The 15,032-nt window shown below is 38.8% G+C and carries 16 protein-coding genes; 8 read left to right on the top strand and 8 right to left on the bottom strand.

Annotation, left to right across the window (positions count from 1 at the left end; translation table 11 throughout):
* The first annotated feature begins 135 nt into the window (after positions 1-135).
* A complete protein-coding gene (locus MSG95_RS15205; protein WP_324624658.1) occupies positions 136-612 on the top strand; it encodes an excalibur calcium-binding domain-containing protein in 477 nt (158 codons plus the stop codon).
* An 11-nt stretch (positions 613-623) separates the two neighbouring features.
* Here the strand turns inward: MSG95_RS15205 and gigC are convergent, their stop codons facing one another.
* Complete coding sequence (gigC, locus tag MSG95_RS15210; RefSeq protein ID WP_004703480.1) at positions 624-1,511, bottom strand: LysR family transcriptional regulator GigC; 888 nt, start codon at positions 1,509-1,511, stop codon at positions 624-626.
* 86 nt (positions 1,512-1,597) lie between these two features.
* On the opposite strand from gigC, the gene MSG95_RS15215 reads away from it, so the two are divergent.
* Complete coding sequence (locus MSG95_RS15215) at positions 1,598-2,359, top strand: ferredoxin--NADP reductase (protein WP_324645113.1); 762 nt, start codon at positions 1,598-1,600, stop codon at positions 2,357-2,359.
* A gap of 48 nt (positions 2,360-2,407) precedes the next feature.
* Here MSG95_RS15215 and MSG95_RS15220 read toward each other — a convergent pair whose 3' ends face one another.
* Positions 2,408-2,827: a hypothetical protein gene (locus MSG95_RS15220; protein ID WP_171057774.1), complete on the bottom strand. Its 420-nt coding sequence runs from the start codon at positions 2,825-2,827 to the stop codon at positions 2,408-2,410.
* A gap of 292 nt (positions 2,828-3,119) precedes the next feature.
* Here MSG95_RS15220 and MSG95_RS15225 point away from each other — a divergent pair, with 292 nt between their 5' ends.
* The 3 genes from MSG95_RS15225 (at position 3,120) to MSG95_RS15235 (ending at position 5,539) form a co-directional block, all read left to right on the top strand.
* The gene (locus tag MSG95_RS15225) at positions 3,120-3,347 is read left to right on the top strand and encodes a hypothetical protein (protein ID WP_004703475.1); all 228 of its coding nucleotides are present in this window, start codon (positions 3,120-3,122) and stop codon (positions 3,345-3,347) included.
* A gap of 227 nt (positions 3,348-3,574) precedes the next feature.
* Positions 3,575-5,242, top strand: a complete 1,668-nt coding sequence (locus tag MSG95_RS15230; protein WP_324624660.1) for a mechanosensitive ion channel — start codon at positions 3,575-3,577, stop codon at positions 5,240-5,242.
* Positions 5,243-5,368: 126 nt separating this feature from the next.
* A complete protein-coding gene (locus tag MSG95_RS15235; protein WP_324624661.1) occupies positions 5,369-5,539 on the top strand; it encodes a hypothetical protein in 171 nt (56 codons plus the stop codon).
* A gap of 12 nt (positions 5,540-5,551) precedes the next feature.
* Here MSG95_RS15235 and MSG95_RS15240 read toward each other — a convergent pair whose 3' ends face one another.
* The 5 genes from MSG95_RS15240 to MSG95_RS15260 all read right to left on the bottom strand — a co-directional run bounded on the left by MSG95_RS15240 (position 5,552) and on the right by MSG95_RS15260 (position 11,196).
* On the bottom strand, positions 5,552-6,751 hold the full coding sequence (locus tag MSG95_RS15240; protein WP_324624662.1) for an NAD(P)/FAD-dependent oxidoreductase: 1,200 nt from the start codon (positions 6,749-6,751) through the stop codon (positions 5,552-5,554).
* Positions 6,752-6,866: 115 nt separating this feature from the next.
* Positions 6,867-7,748, bottom strand: coding sequence for a 1-aminocyclopropane-1-carboxylate deaminase/D-cysteine desulfhydrase (locus MSG95_RS15245; protein WP_324624663.1), 882 nt, complete (start codon positions 7,746-7,748; stop codon positions 6,867-6,869).
* A gap of 65 nt (positions 7,749-7,813) precedes the next feature.
* Complete coding sequence (locus MSG95_RS15250) at positions 7,814-8,947, bottom strand: HlyD family secretion protein (RefSeq protein ID WP_324624664.1); 1,134 nt, start codon at positions 8,945-8,947, stop codon at positions 7,814-7,816.
* Between the two features lie 40 nt (positions 8,948-8,987).
* Entirely contained in the window at positions 8,988-10,631 is a 1,644-nt protein-coding gene (locus tag MSG95_RS15255) for an MFS transporter (protein WP_174742710.1), read from the bottom strand.
* Positions 10,624-11,196, bottom strand: a complete 573-nt coding sequence (locus tag MSG95_RS15260) for a TetR/AcrR family transcriptional regulator (protein ID WP_324624665.1) — start codon at positions 11,194-11,196, stop codon at positions 10,624-10,626. Before MSG95_RS15260 ends, MSG95_RS15255 begins: the two co-directional genes overlap by 8 nt.
* A 179-nt stretch (positions 11,197-11,375) precedes the next feature.
* On the opposite strand from MSG95_RS15260, the gene MSG95_RS15265 reads away from it, so the two are divergent.
* From MSG95_RS15265 to MSG95_RS15275, 3 genes are all read left to right on the top strand, one after another.
* Positions 11,376-11,999: a LysE family translocator gene (locus MSG95_RS15265; protein ID WP_049066979.1), complete on the top strand. Its 624-nt coding sequence runs from the start codon at positions 11,376-11,378 to the stop codon at positions 11,997-11,999.
* 162 nt (positions 12,000-12,161) lie between these two features.
* A complete protein-coding gene (locus tag MSG95_RS15270) occupies positions 12,162-12,350 on the top strand; it encodes an NF038215 family lipoprotein (protein WP_019457069.1) in 189 nt (62 codons plus the stop codon).
* Positions 12,331-12,666, top strand: coding sequence for a calcium-binding protein (locus MSG95_RS15275; protein ID WP_324624666.1), 336 nt, complete (start codon positions 12,331-12,333; stop codon positions 12,664-12,666). Before MSG95_RS15270 ends, MSG95_RS15275 begins: the two co-directional genes overlap by 20 nt.
* A gap of 82 nt (positions 12,667-12,748) precedes the next feature.
* Here MSG95_RS15275 and metG read toward each other — a convergent pair whose 3' ends face one another.
* Positions 12,749-14,815, bottom strand: a complete 2,067-nt coding sequence (metG, locus tag MSG95_RS15280; RefSeq protein WP_324624667.1) for a methionine--tRNA ligase — start codon at positions 14,813-14,815, stop codon at positions 12,749-12,751.
* Positions 14,816-15,032: the final 217 nt, after the last annotated feature.

Raw genomic sequence — 15,032 nt, forward strand, 5'->3', positions numbered from 1 at the left:
AAAAACACTTAAATAATGAATGTACTAGATAGTTGTTTTGATGCGTTCAGAAAGATTAAGTGATTTAGAATTAAGGGAGATATTAATTTCCCTTAATTTTCTTAAAATGAATAATAAGATAAAGAATGGGGAAATATGGTTCAACGGGGAAAAATTAAACGCAGCAAATTCAAGCTGAGTTCACGTGAGTACATCAGTATATTTATCGTTGGCATCTTGGTTATTGTTGCGTGTGTGACTTTTATAGTATTGCACTATCGTCAACAAGCTCAGCAGCGTGCATCACATGAAAAAGTACAATTATTAATAGAGCAACAGAAGCAGATTATTAAGGAACAGCGCGCAGCTTTGGGTGAATTGCCAGATATACAACTTTCTGAGAAAACGAAAAAGGCTTTAGCATTTACTCCTCAAACAGTTGCTTCTCAAACAGCTCCAGCCCCGGAACGAGTAAATAATGAAACATCGGCTTTTCATTGTGATGGGCGTGAGCATTGTTCGCAAATGCATTCCTTAGAAGAGGCACGTTGGTTTGTAAGAAATTGCCCGAACACTAAAATGGATGGAGATCATGACGGTGAGCCATGTGAAAATGATTCACGATGGCATTAGAAGATCAGGCTTTAAGCCTGATCTTCATCGCAGAATTTTAAAAATGCTTTAAGTCCTGGGCCTTGATATTTTTGGCGATGTACCAGCATATAAAGTGGACGGGTCAGTTGCCAAAATGGTGTATCTAAAATAACGAGTTGACCTTTCTCACTTAAAGGTTCAATCGCTAATCTAGAAATACAAGACATTCCTAAACCACCTGCCACTATTTTCAAGATTGCTTCATTGTGACCAAGCGTTAAGCGAATGTTGGCATCTGGTAGATCTTGCAAAATTGCATTATCAAAGACTTCACGCGTACCAGATCCTTCTTCACGTAAAATCCATTCTACGTCATGAAAATCTTGAGGTGTAAGCGGACGATTTAAACGAGTTAAAGGATGATCTGGTGAACAGCATACTGCTAACTCATCATCACGCCAATGAATACACTGGAGTTGAGGTAAGTGACAAGAACCTTCAATTAAAGCTAAATCTAATTGGAACTGATTTACTGCTTCAATCATTTGGCGTGTATTACCCACTTGAAGTTGTAAATGTGCTTGCGGATGACGTTGTAAAAAGTTAGCCATTAAATCAGGCATTAAATAGTCGCTAATGGTTAAAGTCGCACCGATACGTAAATCGATACTTTGTAATTCACCCTTGGCAGCTTGTTCAAATGCTTCACAACGCCCTAATATTTCTAATGCTTGAGGAAGTAAAAAACGTCCAAGATCATTAAGCTGTAAGCGCTTACCTAAACGATCAAATAAAGGAGCACCTAAGCCGTCTTCTAAATCGGCTAAAGCCATACTAGCTGCACTTTGCGTCAGTCTGACCGCATCACTGGCTTTAGTAACGGTTCCTTCTTGGGCGACTGCTACAAAAACAGCCAACTGGCGTAATGTCATCCGCATGTTTAAAAAGCCTTAACGTTTAAAAGTATTCATTATTTCGGCTGTCATGCTAACATGAGCGCACTATTTCATGCCACGTTGAAATCATGTCAATTGAAAAATTTAGCGTAGAAAAAGTTTTATCAGTTCATCGTTGGACCCCAACACTTTTCAGCTTTACCATGACTCGCCCTTCGCATTTTAAATTTACCGCAGGTCAGTTTGCGCGTATAGGTTTAAAGGTAGGTGACGAACTGGTTGTCCGTGCTTATTCGGTGGTGTCTTCTCCATTTGATGAAACGCTAGAATTCTTCTCAATTGTTGTACCAGATGGTGCTTTCACTTCGAATCTACAGCATTTGAAAGTCGGTGATGAGCTATATTTAGAAAAAATTCCCTATGGATACCTGACTTTGGCGCGTTATCAGCAACCTTTACCGCATGATTTATGGTTATTAGCAACAGGTACAGGTCTAGCTCCTTTTTTGTCGATGCTACAAGACTTTGAAACTTGGATTAATTATCAAAAGATTAATTTGGTCTATAGCGTCCGTACGGCAGATGAATTGGCATATGTTGATCGTATTCAAGAGATTGCTGAAACGTTTGGGGAAGGACATAACGGCTTTAAATTTATTACTATTATTACCCGAGACTCATCAGCGCCGTTGCATGAGCGCTTACCGGTTTTAATCGAAAATGGTGAGTTAGAAAAAGCAGCAGGTTCGGAACTTAACTCAGCAACTAGTCACGTCATGTTATGTGGAAACCCACAAATGGTTGATGATACCAAAGAAGCTTTAAAACGTCGTGGTTTGACGATGAATCGTCGTGGTGAGGGAAATATTGCGGTAGAAAATTATTGGTAAAAACCGAAAATAAAATATTTTTAAGAAAACTTTTTATGGATATGTTTATTAATGGACAAACATATCCATAAATTCACGAATTTCTGAAATCGCGCTGTCGACATCTGTTGAAAGCCAAGTTGGTTCAAACAGACCTGCATAATATTCAAGACGATCTTGAGGAACAACCAAGCGAACAGGGCAGTCTTCTTCAAGTAAACGCCACGGTAAAATCGGGACTTCATTGTCCAGAAATACATTGATATTACGAATATCAACAATCATCGCATTAACACATTCAGGGAATGGCATGACCGAGAACTCTTCGGTACGGCGACGGAAATACTCAAGATCACCCCATTTTAACTGGAAGCTTGGTTTATTAAATTCAATAATACCAATGAGATGCTCATCTCTTGTTTGATGCAAATAACATTGATGTGTGACGTCAGTGTCGAGATCAAGAGTTACGCTTTGCTGACGATACATCATAAAATTGAGTAGCTTTAAAACAAGGGGGCTTATTATAGCCTATTTTATAAAAAGTAAGCGCTAAAACATATTGTATTACAAATCGAGTTTTGAAGAAGTTTATGAATAAAATGAGATTATATTTTTAATAGTCAAAATTAATGTGGCTAAATTTTATACTAAATTTATTATTTTAAAAGTAGAGTTTTGCAAACCTAGTCACCTACGCATAATGCTTTTTCACACAATGCAACAAATCAAATTGTTATGATGATTATAAAGTTAATGATAATAGAAGAGGGGAAAGAAGATGCATGATTTTTCAAAACCACCTCATGTGACGAGTCCTGAAGAAACTGCGAAAAAAAGAAGATTGCCAGTTTATATTTTAATTATTGTTGGGCTTTTTCTTATTGCACTCATCGTCTACATGGTTGCTGATCATAGCAAAACGCCTAAAGAAGAAGGAGCTTTTCAACATGAGACCACACCACATGTCATGATGGGTAGTCCTGATTTGAAGACTTACAAAGGATAGTAAGCCCAACAGTATATCTTGATAGAAAGCCTTTAGGATGTGACCTGAAGGCTTTTTTTGCAATCTTTTGCATCAATTTGTTGTATTTATGCAGAAGGTTGTTGATTGAAAAATATTCAAAACATAAGGTGATATAGACCACATTTATTGTCATTTTTTACAACGAACTGGTGTTTTTCATTTATTGATCACACTGAAAAGAACATAACAATTGAGGACATATCAATATGAATGAATTTTTTAATGGGCCTCGCGGCGCTCAGTTTGATGCGATGTATTACTGGGATCAGTTTCATCCTATTTTGGCTGCAATTGTCATCTTACTGGTTGGCTGGATAATCGCTTTAGTGGTAGCAGCAGGGGTAAAAAAACTTCTGCAAAAATTAAATACCAATGCCAAATTATCTTCAGCTACAGGGCGTACTCCCAATATAGAAGGTCTCGTCTCCAAAGTCATATTTTGGTTTATTTTGATTCTTGCCGTTGTTGCTGCTTTAAATGTACTTAACATTAGTGGAGTGAGTGGCCCATTCAGCAATATGGTGAATCAGGTACTCGTCTATATTCCAAATATTATTGCTGCTGTTGTGGTGGGTTTTATTGGTTGGATCGTTGCTCGACTGGTGCGAGCTGGGGTGACCAATGTTTTATCCCGAACTCAACTTGACGATAAGTTAAGCAGTGAAGTGGGTGTAGGTGGAATTAGCCAGAATATTGGTGAAATTCTTTACTGGCTTGTATTGTTACTTTTCCTTCCGATTGTTCTTTCAATATTAGGATTAACAGGCTTACTTATTCCTGTTCAAAACATGGTGAATGAGGCGATTGCCTTCTTACCAAATATCTTCATTGCTGGCGTTATCGTTTTTGTTGGTTATATCTTAGCAAAAATTGTGCGTGGTATTGTTGAAGGTCTAATCAATAGCTTAGGTGTTCAAGCTCAAGCTGAAAAAATTGGTCTTTTCAAAAGCTCTAACGTAGGCAAATTCTTAGGTTCATTTGTTTTTGCAATCATCATTATTACAACATTGATTGTAGCGTTTGAAGCTTTAGGCATTGAGACAATTTCTCAACCAGCAACAGCAATGCTCAATGAAATCTTGCAGGCGATTCCAAACATTATTGCTGCTGGTTTAATTCTACTGGTTGCTTATATTGTTTCTCGTTTTGTTGGCCGCTTAGTTGCAGAATTAATTGCAGGTACAGGTGTTGATGAAATTCCTGCAAAGTTAGATGTACAACGCTTTTTAGGTCAAACTAAAGTTTCTAACGCAGTTGGCTGGTTAATTGTATTCTTTACTATGCTATTTGCAGTTTCTGAAGCTGCGGATCGTCTTGGTTTCGATCAAATAAGTGGTCTAATAGCAATGTTTATCCATTTCGGTGCAAACATTCTATTGGGCGCTGTAATCTTGGTTATTGGTTTCTGGCTTGCCAATGTGGTGGCGAACGTGGTTCAACGCGGCGAATATAATAGCTCGCGTTGGTTAGGTAGTTTAGTTCGTGTGTTAATTATTGGTCTCGTACTTGCACTTGGTTTAAGAGCGATGGGTATTGCAGATTCAATCGTTAATCTTGCATTTGGTTTGACTCTAGGCGCAGTTGCAGTTGCTTTCGCTCTTGCATTTGGTTTAGGCGGTCGCCAACCAGCAGAAAGATTGCTATCTGATTTGCTTGATAAAGCGAAAAAAGAAGCAAATCATCCAAATCCTTTATATCAACCACCTACTACAACAACAGCGAGTACGTCTTCAACTCCAACTTCATCAACGACGACAACTCCACCGTCAGCGGTTCCATCTGATGCAAAACCAGCAGATTCTGCACAGGTAAACCCAGCACAACCACCTGTAAATAAACCATTTGGCTCTACTGGTGAAAATGATGAAATTTAGTGAGTGAACTAATTTTCAGATAAACCGTACAAAAAATCTTTGATTTTTGTGATAAGTTCGACCACTCTATATGAGTGGTCGTTCTGTCTTTGACAGCTATAAAAACAAATAAGTGAGGAAAATACGATGAAAAAACCTGGTCGTTTTTTAGCACCTGTTGTAATTGCTGGGATTACCGTTGGTTTTTTAGCAAGTGCTTATAAATTTGTATTTAGCAAATCTGACGCATCAAAACAGGCAACAACGCATACACGTGATGCTGAAAAATCATCAAGTGAGTCTAAAGCAGCAAATTAGCTTATTCCGCATTTAAACATATTGTGCTGCTGCATAAGCAGAAGACCAAGCCCATTGGAAGTTATAACCTCCTAAATGGCCGGTTACATCAAGTACTTCTCCAATAAAGAACAGTCCTTTCTGCTTTTTGCTTTCGAGCGTTTTAGATGAAACTTCGGTTGTATCAATTCCACCTAAGGTCACTTCGGCAGTACGGTATCCTTCAGTGCCTGATGGTTTAACCGAAAAACCATGTAACTGCTCGGCAATATGCTCTAGCTGTGCATCACTAATATTACCAATTGCCGTTTCGCTATGCTCTGTCCATATGAGTTGTTGTAGCTCTTGTACAATACTTTTCGCGGTAAATTCATTCAGAAGGGTACGCAATAAAACTTTCGGCTGTGCTTTCTTTTTGTCTTTTAAATAAGTTGTTAAATCTTGGCTTGGGAAAAAGTCAATTTTAAAACTTTCTCCAGTATTCCAATAGTTAGAAAGCTGTAAGGAACTTGGTCCACTTAAGCCACGATGGGTAAATAATAACGCTTCAGTAAAGCTATTTTTTGAGTTGCTTAAAGTCACATCTAAAGCATTGCCACTTAAACGTGTGGTGACTTCTTTAATATGATCTGAAAAAGTAAATGGAACTAAACCAGCACGGGTTGGGAAAACTGTATGTCCAAATTTTTGTGCTAGTTCATAGCCGAAACCAGAGCCACCCAAAGTCGGAATGGATAAACCGCCTGTAGCAACCACTAATGACTCACAGCTAAATCGACCTTGGTTGGTGTGTACAGAAAAACCGCCTTGTTCTAATGGATCGATCTGCCCAACTTCACAATGGGTTTGGATTTCAACATTGTTGGTTTTATTACACTCACTCACCAACATCTCTAAAATTTCTTTAGCGCCGTTTAGCGTAAATAATTGCCCGTGTTTTCGTTCTTCATAGGCAATTTTGTAGTCACATACCAAACCGATAAAGTCCCAGTTGCTATAGCGTGACAGGGCAGAAATGACAAAGTGAGGATTATGAGAAATATAGTTATCAGGCTCTACATAGAGATTGGTAAAGTTACACTTGCCTCCGCCCGACATTAAAATCTTTTTACCAATTTTGTTGGCTTTTTCTAAAATTAAAACCGAGCGCCCTCGTTTAGCAGCATGTGCAGCCAACATGAGTCCAGAAGCGCCTGCACCTAAGACAATGACATCGACATGACTGTTAGACATAAGAGATTCTCGATTAATCGTGAAAATTAAAAAGGGGCATATACTACCATGTCAGCACTTACTCGTGCTAAAGACATTTATTGCCGTAGAGAAAACCTTAACTAAAATGAGTAAATTATTGGTGCGATTTATTTCTTATATCTGCCTGTAAACCACCAGAATGAATAGCCAGAATACGAGTTCCTTCAGGAAAGTAATGATTCTTTATAAGGTCAAACAGACCGAACATCATTTTTCCCGTATAGATCGGTTCTAGAGGCACGGCATATTTCGCTTCAAAACTCTCAATAAATGCAAATAGTTCAGGTGACGTTTTGGCATAACCTCCGCAGCAATAAGCATCTGTCAGAGACCAATTCTGTTTCTTAGTCCACTGCTGAATTTCTTGTTGTAAAAAGTCACCTTTTAAAGCCGAAAACCCTAAAACTTTTTGATGTGCTGAACTTCTTTCAATAAGACCCGAAATCGTTCCGCCAGTTCCCACTGCACAGCAAATCACATCGTATTGCTTTAAATCACTCTGACTAAGAATTTCCTGACAACCTTGAACTGCCATTTCATTGGTGCCACCTTCAGGAATAATGAAAGTTTCAGGAAATTGAAGATGCAACTGTTGAAGATAGTTTTCATCATTTCTCAAATGATATTCATTGCGTGAGACAAAATGTAGCTGCATTCCCAAACTTTGTGCTTTTTCCAAAGTAGGGTTAAGAGGCTTATTCGCTAACTCTTCACCACGAATAATTCCAATACTATTTAAGCCAAAAATATGAGCTGCATAAGCCGTTGCAGCAATATGGTTTGAATAAGCGCCACCAAAAGTCAAAATATTTGATAGTCCTTGTTGTTTTGCGGCAAGCAGATTGTATTTTAGTTTGAAAAATTTATTGCCCGAAATTTGAGGATGAATTAGATCTATCCTTTTAATGTCGAGATGAACAGATGAGGGGAGTTCAATGTGTTGATAGGAAATAGGCTGGGCAATGTGATCAAACATTAGAAATTGAGAAAAATAATGAATGATCACATTGTAACTTTTTAAAGAGAACTTTAAAAAGCTGATTAAGAACTTGTGTCGACAGAAGTAATCACTGACATGCCAGGGCGTAAGTGTTCCATTCCTTCCTGATTTGGGTCGATGGTGATACGTACAGCTATGCGTTGCACAACTTTAGTAAAGTTGCCTGTCGCATTGTCTGGCTTTAACACACTGAACTCTGAACCTGCAGCAGGCGAGATTTGCTCAACATGGCCTGTAAATTTTTTGTGGTTCATGGCATCGACAGTAAACCATGCTTTTTGACCAATTCGCATATTGGCAATTTGGGTTTCTTTAAAGTTAGCAATCACCCAAGTTTGCTGTGGAATTAAGTAGAGTAACTGTGAGCCTGCCGCGACATATTGTCCAACACGAGGGTTTACTTCACCCAGTTGACCATCCATTGGAGCAACAATAACGCTATAGTCTTTGGTGGTCTGTGCTTGGTCTAACTGTGCTTTAGCACTTGAAACTTGTGCTTCTAAGCCAGCTTCTGCGACCTGTGCGGTTTTCAAAGCCTCTTTAGCAACTAAAACATTCGCTTCTGCCTGTTTCAGTGCTGCAAGGTTATTTTCAGCATCGGCCGCGGCTTTATCTTGCTCAGATTTAGAGGCTGCACCACTATTTCCTAGCTGTTGGTAACGTCTAAGCTGAGCTAAAGAGAGTTCGTATTGAGCTTTTGCTTGATCGACTTTAGCTTGCGCCGCCACAATATCAGCTTGCTTCTGAGCAATGGATTGGGTTTGGTTGGCTAAAGTATTTTTAGCTTGTTCAACCCCAGAAGCTGCCTGAGTTACTTTTTGGTCATAAGTGGTTGCATCAATGTGCATTAACACTTGACCCTTTTTTACGTGGTCAAAGTCTTTGACTAGTACATCTTTAACGTAGCCATTAATTTGTGAGGATAAAATCGTAGTTTTACCTTTAACATAACTATTGTCAGTTTGCTGGACACTCGTTGCAAAAGGACCAATTCTCCATGCCCATAAAATTACTAAAATACCGATAATAAGCACACCCAACATCCATAACAGAGTTGAGCTTTTTGTCGGAATCAATTTACTTGCAGGTGCAGGTGCAGGTGCAGGTGCAGGTGTTGGCTCGTTGGCAGGAACCTGAGCAGGTGATTGTTCCGGTTTGTTTTGATCATCTGACATATATCAATCTCAATTTCTATTTCATCAATAACAAAAGCCTTTAAGGACGGCTAATTCCTCTACGTTGTAGATATTTACTACGGGCAATGTTAAATCCACCCCATAAGAGCAATGCGATAGCAAAAATACCGTTTAACGCAATAACATCATTGTAGGCGCGCACTTGGGCTTCACGGGTGACGACTTGATTGAGTGTGCGCATGGCCTGAGTCGTTTGTAATGCTGGGTCATTTGTTGTGATGGCTGCACTACGTTGATAGGTGGAGAGCCTTTGAGAAACTAACGGATCGGATTGTTCTAAATCTTTAATAATCTCGACTTGATAGTTCTGCGTGCGATGTTGTTGATAGGTCGAGAAGAAAGAAGACCCGACAAGGCCACCAAAGGTTTGAGTTGCAGAAAACAAGACAATAAAAGTCACTACATACGAGGGGCCTTTAGCCAAAGTTTGTGCAAAACCAATGAGCAGTAAAGGTCCAATAAATAAACCACCTGCGAAGCCTACTAAGAACTGACTTGCAAAGAAGTTCACAGGCCGAACATCACTGGTTAAGTGGTAATCTAGTCCGCATGCAACCAGAATTAAGAACTCTGCGAAAAGTAAGTGGAAGATAATTCGTTCACGTGAAAAAGTCAGTGCACTAAACAGTGTTCCGCTTAAAATCCCAATGAATATGACTACATAAAGCGGTACAAACTGATCAGGCCCCATTCCCATAGCTTTTAAGAAATTAACAGCAGCATAGCTTTGCTCTGACATTAGAAGTCGAATAGCAAAAGCACCAAAAATGAAACGTAGGGTCGAAGCAGTACCTAGCCAACGTGTCATAATTAATGGATTGGCACGATAGTGTTCATAGAGCAAACCAAGAACAACCAAACTAAAGCCGGCAATTAATACATAGGCCAGCCATTCACTGTTAAACCACCATAAAATTGGGCCTTGTGTGAGCACAATACATAAGCATGCAAAACCAGGAGCCAGTAAAGCAAAGGTAAAGAAATCCTGCTTCTCAAATACATAAATACGTAAGCTACGTGGTAATTTCAGTGAAACAACCATCGCTAAACAACAAAGTGCTAAACCTAACTCAAAGGTATATAGAACAGACCAACTGTCTGTACTAACAAGAAATGGAGAAATAATCCAAGCGAGCGGAACACCTAACTGCTGAAAACCGAAGGCAATATATATACCTTTTGCCATATCTGCTTTTTTAAAAGCTTGCATGGTGTAATACATACCTAAAGAGCTGAGAGGTGCACCAGCCAAACCTGCGACAACCCGAGCAAACAGCGCCATTTCGTAGGTATGCACAAAAATATGTAAAACCAGCACGGCAATAAAAATAACCAGTCCTATTTCGGAAAATACTCTCAGGCCATACTGTTGCCGGGCTTTAAACAAAATCAGGTTTGAGCTGACATTTGCCATGACATAAGCAGCAGGTAGCCAAGCAGCTTCAGAAGGTGTCAGTCCATATTCACCTTGAATTAAAGGTAAATTCGCCGTAATAAAACCATTACTTAAACTTGCTGAAAGGGCGATAAATAAACCAATAAAAAAATAAATAAACCGCTTAGGTACAGAGTGTGCAATCGCTGCTGGTGAACCAGGCAAAGTCGGTTGCTCGTCTGGTGTCCAGTCGGGTGGTGTTTCTAAATAACGAGGCGTTTTACTCATTCTGTCCCTCGAATTTTTGTACTTGAATACCATTAAATAGTAATTCAATTGCTCGTTTTGCTAAGCGAGTCTGTTCTTCTGGCTCATGTCCTTGAAATGAAGAACCCAACATTGCAGTGACCATTGCATAGTCATTGGCAGTGAGATCAGCTCGACACAGTTTTTGTTCTATGGCATTTTCAATTAGTGGTTTAAGTGCATTATTTCGCCGTTCATAAATTTTTAACATAATTGGATCTTGTCGATCAATCACTCTCCAAAAATCTTGCAAAATTGCAAGCTTAGGAAGTTGTCCGATATGTCCTTCAATTAAACGAAATAAACCATCTTCGAATTGTTGAAAATGAGCTGCTTTTTGCTCTAGCTGTGTAATTGCACGCTCTAAAAGGGCGCTAATTAAAGCCTTACGATCACAAAAGTTACGATAAAAAGTTGCTCTACCTACACCTGCATGGTCAATCACAACCTGTAAGGGGACATTAATACCATGAATACGAAAACATTCTTCGGCAGCATTGAGTAATTCATCCCGATTATGGGCAGCAATTTTTTGGCGGGTACTCATGTTCTTGGTTTTAGAGTTTTAAAGACCGATATATTTAACGGACATTTTTGTCCGTTGTGAAGATATAAATTGTAAAAACATGAAAATTCAATTTTCACTATTTATATGTTTTCCATTTTTATATGTGACATAAAAAGCTGTTAGAATACCGCGCAATTGCGTGATGCTAGGTCAATACAATGTTTGAGTCCCTTATTCCTCTTTTTTCAATTGCGATGGCATTGATGCTTGGAGCAATAAGTCCTGGGCCAAGCTTTATTTACGTAGCACAAAATTCAATTTCTAAATCACGTAAACATGGTTTGTTTACAGCTTTAGGTACAGGTACAGGCGCAGCTCTTTTTGGTTTTCTAGCTGTTATGGGGTTGCAGGCAGTTTTATTAGCAGTGCCTTCCGCTTATTTAATCTTAAAAATTGGTGGTGGACTGTATTTGCTTTGGCTGGCTTTTAAAATTATTAAACACGCTAAAGAACCAATTGCCATGGAAAATGATGGCAAATCAAAAATGACTTATAAACAGGCATATCGTTATGGCCTGATTACCCAGTTAAGCAACCCGAAAATTGCAGTCGTTCTAGCGAGTGTATTTACTGCTTTATTGCCAAAAGAAATTCCAAATTACTACTACGTTGCATTGCCAGTGATTTGTTTTATGATTGATGCAGGGTGGTATTCATGTGTTGCAATGCTGCTCTCTTCAGAGAAGCCTAGAACAATGTACTTAAAGGCAAAAACTGGCGTTGACCGAGTGGCTGGAAGCATTGTGAGTTTGTTGGGTTTAAAATTAATTTTCTTCAAATAATAAGCCTTTAATTAAAATATCTAAAAAATACAAAGCCAGCTATTTAAAGTCTGGCTTTATTTTTGAGTAAAATATATACAAATTGAAATATCTTTTTTTATACTTAAATATTTAAAAAGTGGTAACTTAATAAATAAAACAAAAAGAAATGAGGGTCACGTTATGAAAAAACTAATGGTGAGCATTTCTGTAGTTTTTCTCATCTTAACTACAGGGTGTGAGATGAAAACAATGAGTAAGCCACAACCAGCAAATGAGCGGACCATGAGCATTGTTGGTACACCTGTTCATGAAAAAGATTACAAGATTTCCGATTTACAAGCCAATAATCATGAGCAATCCAACTATTAAGTTACTCACAGCTTGCATCACTTACTGCATGTTAAATGTAGTAAGTGCATGTGAGCCTGCATCCTTGGATTGGAAGCTTTTTCAGGAAAAATATGATTTAAATCATGATGGAATGTACAGCTTAAAAGAATTTGAACGTGTCCAAGATTTCTACCCGTATAACTGGCCTACGGATAAGCGTTTTCAGGGAGACAATAAACAAGCAGAGTTATTTCATTATTTAGATCAAAATAAGAATGGCTATTTAACAAATGAAGAGTTGGGCAATATACACGTTTTATTTAGTAACCCTTGCGAAGGGCGGCCTTGGTTATAATTTAAGCCTTCTTATAGATGTCTCTAGAAAATTTATAGTTAAAAAAAGCTCCCAAGTTAGGGAGCTTTTTTATTAAGACAAATTAAGAAACTTTATCGCCAGGTTTCGCACCGCTATCTGGTGAAATAATGAAAATACCTTCACCATTTCCAGCAGCAAGTACCATACCGTTTGAAATACCAAAACGCATTTTACGTGGTGCAAGATTTGCAACCATAACAACCAATTTACCTTTTAGGTCTTCTGGCGCATATTGACTACGAATACCACTAAATACGTTACGTGGTTCAGCTTCACCAACATCTAACGTCAATTGAAGTAATTTATCTGAACCTTCAACCGTACCTGCTTCAAGTACTTGAGCAACACGTAAGTCAACTTTTAAGAAGTCTTCGATACCGATAATTTCAGCTTCACCCACTGCTGGAGCAGGGGCAGCTTTTTTCTCGGCAGCTTTGTCCTTTTTCGCCGTTGCTTTAGTTGCTTCTGGAGCAGGGGCACCTAAAGACTCTTTAGAAGCATCGACCATTGCCGCAACAGCTTTTGGATCAACACGTTGCATCAATGGCTGGAACTGCGCAATCTCATGGCTTACAAGAATTTGTTTACGTGACTCGAAATCGAAGCTTTCAAGTTTTAAGAAATCTTGAACTTGCTTTGCCAAAGTTGGAAGAACTGGAGCCAAGTACACCGCGAGTTGACGGAATAAGTTGATACCCACAGAACATACATCAAGAACTTGTTGCTCTTGACCTTCTTGTTTCGCAAGTGCCCAAGGTTTTTTCTCATCAATATATTGGTTTGCACGGTCAGCAAGCGCCATAATTTCACGGATCGCCGTAGAGAATTCCCGTGCTTCATATGCTTTAGCAATTGAATCGCCTGCATTAATAAAGCTTTGTACTAACTCAGATTCTGTACATTCAGTAGATAAAGTATTGTTAAAGCTACTATTGACGAATTTTGCACAGCGGCTAGCAATATTCACGACTTTACCGACTAAGTCTGAGTTTACTTTTTGAACAAAGTCATCAAGGTTCAAGTCAGAGTCTTCAACTTTATCTGAAAGCTTAGAAGCAAAGTAGTAACGTAAATACTCTGGGTTTAAATGCTGTAAATACGTCTCGGCCTTAATGAAAGTACCGCGTGACTTAGACATTTTTTGTCCATTTACAGTCAAGAAACCATTTACGAACAAGCCTGTTGGGGTGCGATAGTTCGCACCTTCAAGCATTGCAGGCCAGAATAAAGCATGGAAGTAAACAATGTCTTTACCAATAAAATGATAAACATCGTTTTGGCTGTCTTTTTTCCAGAAATCATCAAAGTTTAAATCTGGGCGTTTAGTTTTGATGTAGTTTTCAAAACTAGACATATAACCAATTGGGGCATCTACCCACACGTAGAAATATTTATTTGGCGCGTCTGGAATTTCAAAGCCGAAATATGGTGCATCACGAGAAATATCCCAGTCTGCTAAACCAGCTTCAAACCATTCATCTAACTTGTTCGCAATTGAAAGTGGTAAGCGTCCTTCATCACGCGTCCATTTTTGTAAATATTCAGAGAAGTTTGGAAGTTTGAAGAAATAATGGTCTGATGATTTTTCAACTGGTGTTGCACCACTTAAAGTTGAACGCGGGTTAAGTAACTCTGTTGCATTATAAGTTGTACCGCACACTTCACATGAGTCGCCGTATTGATCTTCTGATTTACATTTCGGGCAGGTACCTTTAATGAAACGGTCAGATAAGAACATCCCTTTTTCTGGGTCAAATAATTGAGTTACAGGGCGAACTGCAATATTTCCAGCTTCACGGTTTTTAATGTAGATATCTGTTGAGCGTGCTTTGTTTGCATCGCTATGTGTTGAATCGTAATGATCGAAATGAACGCCAAAACCGTCAAAATCACGAATGTGTTCTTTTTGAACATTCGCAATTTGCTCTTCTGGGCTAATACCATTCGCTTCGGCACGTAGCATAATCGCTGTACCATGAGCATCGTCCGCACACACATAAGTCACATCATGACCCATTGCCCGCATGGCACGAACCCAGATATCTGCCTGGATGTAACCGAGTAAATGACCCATATGAATTGGACCATTCGCATAAGGGAGGGCATTAGTGACTAAAATTTTACGCACGGATCTCATTCTCTCATTCGTATTTATAAGGTGGAAGATTTTAACTGATGAAGGAGGAAAAACAAAGCATGAGAAGGATTGCTTCATAAGGTTTTCGGGCATGGATCTTTTTATGCATAATTGTGTCAATCTCTTCTTTTAGTTCATTCGAATAGATATTTGATAGTCTTATTGAGAAAGCATAGGTAATTATCTATGCTTTTATTTAGTGAGTTAA

The organism is Acinetobacter sp. IK23 (assembly GCF_035615275.1).
Taxonomy (GTDB): Bacteria; Pseudomonadota; Gammaproteobacteria; order Pseudomonadales; family Moraxellaceae; genus Acinetobacter; species Acinetobacter seifertii.